Here is a 9,635-nt window from a genome sequence, read left to right on the forward strand (position 1 = left end):
TGGAGATGACTGGCAGGATACCAACAACACCAATGGATTGGGCAAAAAAGGCATGCGATTCTTTAATGGATACTTACAGAGCGGGAGAGCTTCCTCCAGCACATCGTTGGCATTACCATCAAGGTGTATTTCTGTGTGGTATGGAACTTTTGTGGAATGCTTGTCAAGAAGACCGCTATATTAACTATATTCAGGAATACGTGGATGATTTGGTAGATGAATATGGTAACTTTTATTTCGCCCGCGATGAGCTGGATGCTGTTCAAGCTGGACAACTGCTGTTTAATCTTCATAAACGGACAGGTAAACTCAAGTATCGCATTGCTGCGGAGAAGCTGAGGAATTTATTGCTTACGTTAAACAAAACCTCTGAAGGTGGGTATTGGCATAAGGATAAATATGCTAACCAAATGTGGTTAGATGGGCTTTATATGGCAGGCGTATTCTCGTTAAAATATGCTAATGTCTATGGTGATCCTAGCTTGCGTGATACAGTTCTCCATCAAGAGATGTTAATGCGTAAGTATATGAAAGATGAGACAACCGGGTTATTGTATCATGCTTGGGACGAGAGCCGCCGGATGCCATGGTCAAACCCGGAGACAGGGTGCTCACCGGAATTTTGGAGCAGATCGCTGGGCTGGTATGGTCTCGCATTGTCGCAATTTCTTGATCTGTTGGCCGTCCAAGACCCAGCCCGAGCTGAATTATCTTCTACTTTACGTGATTTTGTTGATGCCCTTATTCGTTATCAAGATCCGGTAAGTGGACTTTGGTATCAGGTCGTAGATAAGGGGCATGAGCCGGATAATTGGCTGGAGACCTCAGGTTCATGTTTATTTGTCTACACGATTGCCAAAGCAGTGAAGCATGGCATTGTAAGCGATGTGGAAGTCGCTACAGCCTCGGCTAGAAAAGGGTATGAAGGGTTAATCCAAATCATTCAGTGGGATGAGCAGGATAGGTTGATTTTGCCGGACATCTGTATCGGTACTTCGGCTGGAGATTACGAGAGTTACGTCACTAGACCTAAAGTTAAAAATGATTTACATGGCGTAGGCGCGTTGGTGATGGCTTGTGTTGAGATGGAGAGCATAATCCAAGGGTGATTCGATTGAATTCTTACTAGACAATGACTTGATTCTCTGGGACTGAGAATCAAGTCCTATTATTTTGTGGGAAAGTTATTCTTAAATTTAATGATAATCAGGGGGTTGGGATGAAGAGATCACATTGGGCAATCCGCACAGCAGACTCAATCATGGCGAGGACACCAAAGCTCTATGAAGATAAAGGCTACAACGGAAGCTGGACGTATGACTATGGTGTCGTATTGAATGGATTTGAATGGCTTTGGAAGCAAACCGGTGATGCGAAGTATCTGCAATTCATTCAAGATCAGATGGATAACTTTATTCAGGAGGATGGCAGCGTTAAGGGTTATCGACTAGATGAATACAATATCGATCACATTAACAACGGGAAATTATTATTTACGCTATATAAAGAAACCAAGCAGGAAAAATATAAACAAGCGGCTACCTTATTTAGAAAGCAGCTAGAGACACATCCGCGAACTTCGGAAGGTGCTTTTTGGCATAAAAATATTTATCCCTATCAAATCTGGTTAGATGGTCTTTATATGGGCGCGCCTTTCTATTTAGCCTACTTGCTAGCTTTTGAAGAAGGGCAGGGGCTTGAAGATGTTACGAAACAATTTATCTTGTGTGAGAAGCATACGAAGGATTCGGAAACAGGTCTGCTATATCATGCATGGGATGAACAGCGTCTTCAACCTTGGTGTGACCGCAAGACAGGATGCTCTCCAAACTTTTGGGCGCGTTCACTTGGCTGGTATCTTATGGCTTTAGTAGATGTTCTAGAGTTATTGCCGAGTGAGCATTCCGATTATCCAGAGCTGGTGCGTATTCTAAACGATACTTTATCAGCTGTGAAGAAATATCAGGATCCTGAATCTGGCGTCTGGTATCAAGTAGTGAATCTGGGGCAACGCAAAGGGAATTACTTAGAGGCTTCTGCTTCTAGCATGATTGTGTATGCTATGGCAAAAGGTATTCGAATAGGCGTATTAGAGGCTAGTTGGTACGAATCGTTAGATCTCGCCTTCCAAGGACTTATCTCAGAGTTTGTTCTTGAGACCAAAGAAGGATGGGTCAATCTAAATAAGAATTGCCAAGTAGCAGGGTTAGGTGGAGCAGATCAACGCGACGGCACGTTCGCTTATTACATTAGTGAGCCTATTGTTACTAACGACCAAAAGGGTGTCGGTGCTTTCTTGCAAGCCTGTGTGGAGTACGAACAATTAAGAGGCTGGATCTGATATAGAATAGGAGTGCTATAAAATGTCCGTATATAATATTGAGGATTTTGGAGCGCTTAAGAATAGCGGGATGTTAGCGACAGAAGCGATTGCGCATGCGATTGAAGCGGCAAGTGAGGCTGGTGGAGGAACCGTTTATGTGCCAGCGGGTACTTACTTTACGGGTGCGATTGTTATGAAAAGCAATATTGAATTAAATTTAAATCCAGGAGCGATCCTTTCATTCAGTACGAATCCGGTGAATTACCCTGCGGTGGAATGTAGATGGGAAGGGGTGAAGCAGCAGGTTCATACGCCTTGTATTCATGGCAAAGGTTTAGTCAATATATCGATTACCGGAAGCGGAACTATTAATGGTAATGGTAAAGCATGGTGGGATGTATTTCGGAATCGTCGGGAAGAGCTCAAGTACCCCCGTCCGACTTTGATTGGATTTGATAGCTGTCAGCGGGTAACGATTAAGGATGTCTCGCTAGTGAATTCTCCAAGCTGGACCGTTAATCCTGTGGGCTGCTACAATGTGACGATTGATAATCTATCTATTTTGAACCCGGCTGATTCTCCGAATACAGATGGTATTAATCCAGAATCTTGTACGAATGTTCGGATTAGTAACTGTAATATTGATGTAGGTGATGACTGCATTGCTATCAAAGCGGGAACTGAAGATACGAAAGAGCGCATTCCATGCGAGAATATTACGATCACCAATTGTACCATGGTTCATGGGCATGGTGGAGTTGTACTCGGAAGTGAAATGAGCGGAGATATTCGTAATGTAACCATTAGTAACTGTGTATTCAAACAAACCGATCGTGGCATACGGATGAAATCAAGACGTGGACGCGGAGGGACGATTGAAGATATTCGGATCAGTAATATTGTAATGGAAGACGTCATTTGTCCGTTCACACTAAATCTATACTATTTCTGTGGACCTCGCGGGAAAGAGAAGTATGTGTGGGACAAAAACCCTTATCCGATTACAGATGAAACGCCATGCTTTAGAAGAATTCATTTCGCCAATATTACCGCACGTAATGTACATGCATCTGCGGGATTCTTATATGGACTTGCAGAGCAGTATGTATCGGAGATTACTTTTACAAATATTGATATCTCCATGGCACGTAATGCAGTTCCCGGGCATCCGGATATGATGACAGGGATCGAGAACATGAACAATCGTGGATTTTTTCTGGGCAATGCAAGGGATGTGCAATTCCATCAAGTGAGCATCGAGAATCATGAAGGGCCTGCTTTTTATATTGAAAATGGCGAAGCCATAGAGATCATGAATTGTCATTCGAAGAACACGAGCAAGCCAGAAAAACTAGTAGAACAAGTTACAGTTTCGCCTACAGAACAGAATGTGTGTCCGTAAGGGAGGGAACCATGGAGCCTGATAAACTGAAGGAACTGTTGGGCGATCTTCCGTTGGATAAGCCGATTGCCGTAACTGTGATCAACCAAGAGGAGCGGGACGGATATAGTCTGGAATCTCTTTTACTGGATCTTAATGGAATTGAACAGGTGCCGGCTTATGTGGCAATCCCTTTGGATAAGGAAGGGCCGTTTCCACTAGTTGTCTTTAATCATTCTCATGGAGGGAATTACGCGAATGGACGTAATGAGTTTGTTCAGAGTAGTTCCTATTTGCAACAGCCCTCTTTTGCTAAAGTCTTAACAGAGATGGGTTACGCTGCTTGCTGTATCGACATGTGGGGATTTAATGAGCGTGGTGGCAGAACTGAGAGTGAGTTAGTGAAGGAAATGCTGTGGCAGGGGCAGGTCATGTGGGGCATGATGCTATATGACAATATTCGTATGCTAGATTACATGTGCCAACGTGAGGATATTGATACGTCACGAATCGCAACAATCGGTATGTCCATGGGTGGTTTGATGGCATGGTGGCTGGCTGCATTAGACGAACGAGTCGGGGTGATTGTCGATATTTGTGGTCAAGTAGATGCACATACCCTAATTGCTGTAAGAGGACTAGATCACCATGGTTACTATTCTTATGTGCCCGGGTTATTGAAGTATTTCACAACGCTCGATATTCAAAAGCGGATCGTTCCCCGCCCGCGAATGAGTCTAGTAGGCAGAAATGATCGGCTATGTCCCACTGAAGGAGTAGCACTCTTGGATAGGGGGCTGTCCGAAGCTTATCAAACGGCAGGGAAATCAGAACATTGGCAACCTGTCATTTCTAGTGGTGGGCATATGGAGACCTTGGAAATGCGGACTTTATGGCAGCAATTTTTGGCGAAGCATCTCTAAAATCCATAGAAAGGAACTTAACTAACGATGCTAGTAGTAGGCAAAGAATCCTTTTGTGACTATCACAAGATTCAAGAGGCGATAGATTCGCTAGAACGCGAGCCATCGGGCCAAGCGGATACGCTCTATATTTTGTCAGGCATCTATAATGAGACAGTTAGGATTTATCGTTCTTATCTAACGGTCATAGGGATTGGCCTCGTGGAAATAACCATGAATCGTTATGCCAAAGAGCGTGATGAAGCGGGTGAAGAAATCAATACGTTTGCTACACCAACGTTATTTCTGGGAGGTACCGACCTGGTCTTAGAGAACCTGGTGATTTCCAATAGTGCTGGGCAGGGAGAACATATTGGTCAGGCGGTAGCCGTTTATGCGCATTGTGACCAAACCGTGTTCAGACATTGTACCTTTAAAGGGCATCAAGACACGTTGTTCACAGGGCCTTTGCCACCTACTCCACGAGAGCGAGGAGCATTCGGAGGCGTTCCGCTGAGAGAACATCATGCCCAGTATCGTCAGTTGTATCAGCATTGCTATATAGAAGGAACGATCGATTTTATTTTTGGTGGTGCAACGGCTTATTTCGATCAATGTGAGATCCGAAGCTTGCGTCATAGCGAGAATCAAGCAGGGTATATAACAGCAGCTTCGACACCCGAGCGACAGTCACATGGTTTTATTTTCAAGAATTGCTTCTTAACAGCCGACCCTGATATTACTTCAGTGTTTCTAGGACGTCCTTGGCGTGAGTACGCTAAGACTGTATTTGTGGGTTGTCAGATGGGTTCGCATATTCATCCTTTGGGCTGGGACAACTGGAATAACTCAGCGAATGAGCAAACTGTAAGATATCAGGAATATGATGTGAAGGATGCTGCGCTCCTAAGTAAGAAGCGTGTTCCTTGGGCAGATTGCTTTGAGGATGGGGGAGAAGCGCTGGATAAAAAGTTTGTTTTTGCTGGGTCGGATTTTTGGAAGTAGGTACTGTAATTGACTTGTCTAAAAAAAGAGGCAGCCCTGGACGAGTGAAACAAAGTCCTAGGCTGCCGTTTTTTAATGAATGAGCGCTTTATCATTTATTCTTTTGTTTTCTTTCAATATATCTCCAAAAGTAATAGATCAACCAAAATACCATAGGAACTATTAAAACATAAGGCCTTTGGATTGCTGGAAGAATGTAAAATAAAAATAGCCCAATTATTATCGTTGGTAGCAATAGAATAAAATACTTTTTCCAATGCATTTCTTCTCCGCCCTTTTACTTAATACTAAAAAAATATCTTGTTGCTTTAAGTGTTAATGCCCTCGTATATCAAGATCACTTAATGGATAGTCACTACTGCCCCAAGTATAAACAATATAATAGCTGATTAGTTGTTCCTCTGCTTTCAATGCTTTGAATTTCAAATCACGATGTTCAATAAAGGTAATGTTATTACTCACTTGCTTTTCAACTACGTAGCTCCACTCATTCTCGCGATACTTTGAATAAAAATTATTTAATTCTTCTAAAGTTAGCTCCGATTTGATTAAAATAGCGCAAAAAAATGGCATTAGATTTTTCTTTGTGGAATATGCAATATAATTGTTAATAAATGGAGTGGTTCATTAAGCTAATGGGTAGGAGGTTTAAGATCAATCTCGGAGAACCGTACCACAAATAAGGGCAAGTTTTTTTTTGGAATTCCTTGCGGCGTATGGGTTTGAATATATGTGCGTAGGTCACATTTCGAAGAAACAAGAGAAAGGTGCATCGGTTCATTTTTTGATTTGTAAAAAGGTGTATATGAAAGTAAACAGATATCTATTTTCAAGCATAAAATTGCCTCATAGAATTAGTCGTAAAGGGGCCGTTTGGAGCTTGGATAAAATGGACACTCGGATCAAGACCATGTACCAGACTTGTTAAAATCATTTAAACCTAAGAAATGGGGATGAAAGATGAAGCGAAGTCAGAGGTATCCAAGACGAAGTTCCTTGCTGTTATCATTTGTGTTAATCTTATCGATTGTTTTTTCTGTTCAACCATCAGTAGTGAAGGGAGAAGGGGATAGGTCGCCGAAGATTTCGCAGGGGCAGGAGGATCAACAGCCTTTACTTGAAGTTCCTAATCAGCAGGGACAACAAGAAAAGTCCGATCCTGATCTCGAGCAACAACCCCATTCTAACTTAGAACAGCCGCTTGCCGCTGCTGCTGCAACAGGATATTTCCCACCAAATACCGCGGCATCTGGGAATGTGAAGAACATGGCCTTGCTTTATACTGGATATTACGGTGGACGAACGACATACGAGGGAAGAGAAATCGGCACGTATGACAAGAATACGCTTTTGCCCTATGTTGCGCACTACAACAGTAATAATGTGATGGATGACACCTTTTTCGATTCATTTCTATTTCTAGGAATCAACACATCTGACTATAGAGATTTTGGTGATACAGCGGACCCTGCCAAGTGGACCTATAAGGCGGATTGGGAATGGTATATAAACCGCATTTTCACCTCTAATCAACAGCTCGATGCCCTCAACCAAGCAACCCAGCAAGTTGCAACCACACTAAACCTAACAAATTACAAATCCAAAGTATATATTATGCTGCCTTATCCTAATAGCGAAATCACCAATTTCGGAGATGTCGATAACGACGGAATCAGCGAAAATCTGAATTCGATGCCTAGCAATATGACGAAGGTAACCAAATGGTATATCGACACCGTATTAAGCAGATGGAATCAAGCCCAATACAGCAACCTTGAATTAAAAGGCTTCTACTGGTTCCATGAAGATATTGATCCCGGCAATCCGGGTGAAGTAAATGCAATTAATAACTCTGGTAACTATCTTCATTCGCTTGGTCTGAAACTTGCCTGGATTCCATACTTTGGTGCCGGACAAAGCAACAACCGGAATAATTATGCAATCGATTTTAGCATCCAGCAGCCCAATCACTATTTCGTTCCGGAGACTGATTATTCGAGAATGACGAATGTATCGACCCAAGCTCAAACATATAATAAGGGCATCGAAATGGAGTTTGACGAAAGAGCGATGTTCGACCCCGATTTTAAAAACAGATTCGATAATTACTTAAAGGCCGGCGTAGAATACGGATACATGACGGGAGCGGTCAAGGGTTGGTATCAAGATATTTTTGGGATATACAACTTGTATAAAAACAAGAATAACAACGGTGTAAACGGAGTTTATGACGGGAGACAGATGTATGAAGATATCTACAAATTTGTTAAAGGAACGTATACCATTCCAGTTAATCTTGCAAGCGGTAAATCGGCAGTAGCCTCATCCAACCAAAGTTCTTCTCTATCCGCTGCTAAAGCTGTTGACAATTTGCCGGGTACACGGTGGTCAAGCCAACAGTATTCAAGTACAGAGTGGATTTACGTCGATCTCGGGCAAGCTAATAACATCAAACGCGTTAAACTTAACTGGGAGTATGCTTACGGCAAGAGCTACAAAATTCAAGTATCGAATGATGCGGTCAATTGGACCGATGTGTATTCGACAACGACAGGCAACGGAGGTGTAGACGATATAGGCTTTGTGCCTACAACGGCAAGATACGTGAGAATGCACGCAACAGAGAGGGGCACGAGCTATGGTTACTCTATTTATGAGTTTCAAGTATATGGAGACAGCGTCGGATCCGCTACTACAACAAATTTGGCGTTAAATAATACAGCTACGTCATCTTCCAATCAAGAGGCAGCTCTTTCTCCGAATAATGCGGTTGACGGTAACGTGACGACAAGATGGGCCAGTCAGTTTGCAGACCCGCAATGGATTACGATCGACCTTGGGCAGGCTTATAACATAAATCGAGTTATATTGAATTGGGAGCTTGCCTATGGCAAAGGCTACAAGATTCAAGTATCGAATGACACTGTCAACTGGATGGATGTGTATACGACAACGAATGGAGACGGGGGGATTGACGATATATTCTTTACTGCCGTAAATGCAAGGTATGTAAGAATGTACGGAACCCAAAGAGCTTACTCCTTCTATGGCTATTCCTTATATGAATTCCAGGTTTATGGCAAACCGAATCTAGCGTTAAACAAATCGGCAACATCCTCTTCCAACGAGACATCCACATTAACGGCCGATAAAGCGGTGGATGGTAATGTAACGACAAGATGGGCCAGCCTGTATTCAAATCCGCAATGGATCTATGTAGACCTCGGACAGGAAACCCGCGTCAACAATGTCAAACTCAACTGGGAGTATGCTCATGCTAAGGGCTATAAGATTCAGGTGTCGAACGATGCAACCAACTGGACGGATATATACATGACAACGAATGGAGACGGTGGTATAGACGATATCTACTTTGAACCGGTAAATGCAAGGTATATAAGGATGCATGCGACAGATCGAGGCACAGGCGACTGGTATTCTCTTTATGAGTTCGAAGTTTATGGCAGCTGATCCATTAGCATACGTAAAGCCTAATATGGGGTTCTCATCCCAAATAACAAAACAAGCCCATGCACGAAACACTGTGCCGGGCTTGTTTAGCTTGGACCCCATCACATGTCAGGCGGAATATATCCAATATCTCGGCTATTAGTTGACCGGATTTGCTGGTGGGCACGTGTCGGCGGGACTGCGTATTTGGAAAAATATGACACTCCCGCAAAGGATGGCTCAAAAACTTGCCGTTACAGACAGCGCGGTGAACCGTATCACAAATAGAGGCAATTTCTCTGAAGAAAAACTTGCAGAAGTCTGTATTTACAGAATGCGGACCATTAAGAGTAGGTCAGTCTTTATGGAGTATATTGTGTAAACAAGCCTATGCGCGCTTTTTTATTGTTATACAACATATGGATTTATTTTGAATGACAGACTCACTCTTTAAAATAGGGCGTAATCCCTCTTAAATATAGGTTCTCCACTAACTCGAAAAATTCTTCTGACGATAAATCCTTTTGACGCTGGAGCCAAAGACGAAATAAAGAAAGGGCAGTTGTCAGGTAAA

Annotated in this window: 7 protein-coding genes; 6 read left to right on the top strand and 1 reads right to left on the bottom strand. The window is 42.8% G+C overall.

Features of this window, described 5'->3' with window-relative positions; genetic code table 11:
• The first annotated feature begins 5 nt into the window (after nt 1-5).
• The 5 genes from PAENI_RS06540 to PAENI_RS06560 all read left to right on the top strand — a co-directional run bounded on the left by PAENI_RS06540 (nt 6) and on the right by PAENI_RS06560 (nt 5,611).
• A complete protein-coding gene (locus PAENI_RS06540) occupies nt 6-1,109 on the top strand; it encodes a glycoside hydrolase family 88/105 protein (RefSeq protein WP_149644721.1) in 1,104 nt (367 codons plus the stop codon).
• A gap of 110 nt (nt 1,110-1,219) precedes the next feature.
• The gene (locus PAENI_RS06545; protein ID WP_149644722.1) at nt 1,220-2,341 is read left to right on the top strand and encodes a glycoside hydrolase family 88/105 protein; all 1,122 of its coding nucleotides are present in this window, start codon (nt 1,220-1,222) and stop codon (nt 2,339-2,341) included.
• 22 nt (nt 2,342-2,363) lie between these two features.
• Nucleotides 2,364-3,725, top strand: a complete 1,362-nt coding sequence (locus tag PAENI_RS06550) for a glycoside hydrolase family 28 protein (protein WP_149644723.1) — start codon at nt 2,364-2,366, stop codon at nt 3,723-3,725.
• A gap of 11 nt (nt 3,726-3,736) precedes the next feature.
• Nucleotides 3,737-4,627 carry a dienelactone hydrolase family protein gene (locus PAENI_RS06555; protein WP_149644724.1) on the top strand — a complete coding sequence of 297 codons (891 nt, stop codon included), beginning with the start codon at nt 3,737-3,739 and terminating at the stop codon, nt 4,625-4,627.
• 27 nt (nt 4,628-4,654) lie between these two features.
• Nucleotides 4,655-5,611, top strand: a complete 957-nt coding sequence (locus PAENI_RS06560) for a pectinesterase family protein (protein WP_149644725.1) — start codon at nt 4,655-4,657, stop codon at nt 5,609-5,611.
• A 315-nt stretch (nt 5,612-5,926) separates the two neighbouring features.
• On the opposite strand, the gene PAENI_RS32185 is transcribed toward PAENI_RS06560, so the two are convergent.
• Nucleotides 5,927-6,073 (bottom strand): hypothetical protein, encoded by a 147-nt coding sequence (locus PAENI_RS32185; protein WP_223178916.1) that lies wholly within the window; start codon nt 6,071-6,073, stop codon nt 5,927-5,929.
• 498 nt (nt 6,074-6,571) lie between these two features.
• Here PAENI_RS32185 and PAENI_RS06570 point away from each other — a divergent pair, with 498 nt between their 5' ends.
• Nucleotides 6,572-9,082: a discoidin domain-containing protein gene (locus PAENI_RS06570; protein ID WP_149644726.1), complete on the top strand. Its 2,511-nt coding sequence runs from the start codon at nt 6,572-6,574 to the stop codon at nt 9,080-9,082.
• Nucleotides 9,083-9,635 lie beyond the last annotated feature (553 nt).

Origin of the sequence: Paenibacillus sp. B2(2019) (assembly GCF_008370385.1) — a bacterium.
GTDB lineage: Bacteria > Bacillota > Bacilli > Paenibacillales > Paenibacillaceae > Paenibacillus_AQ.

Coding starts and splice junctions, on each gene's coding strand:
- PAENI_RS06570 (WP_149644726.1), top strand. CDS start 6,572: ATGAAGCGAAGTCAGAGGTATCCAAGACGAAGTTCCTTGCTGTTATCA.
- PAENI_RS06540 (WP_149644721.1), top strand. CDS start 6: ATGACTGGCAGGATACCAACAACACCAATGGATTGGGCAAAAAAGGCA.
- PAENI_RS06560 (WP_149644725.1), top strand. CDS start 4,655: ATGCTAGTAGTAGGCAAAGAATCCTTTTGTGACTATCACAAGATTCAA.
- PAENI_RS06550 (WP_149644723.1), top strand. CDS start 2,364: ATGTCCGTATATAATATTGAGGATTTTGGAGCGCTTAAGAATAGCGGG.
- PAENI_RS06545 (WP_149644722.1), top strand. CDS start 1,220: ATGAAGAGATCACATTGGGCAATCCGCACAGCAGACTCAATCATGGCG.
- PAENI_RS06555 (WP_149644724.1), top strand. CDS start 3,737: ATGGAGCCTGATAAACTGAAGGAACTGTTGGGCGATCTTCCGTTGGAT.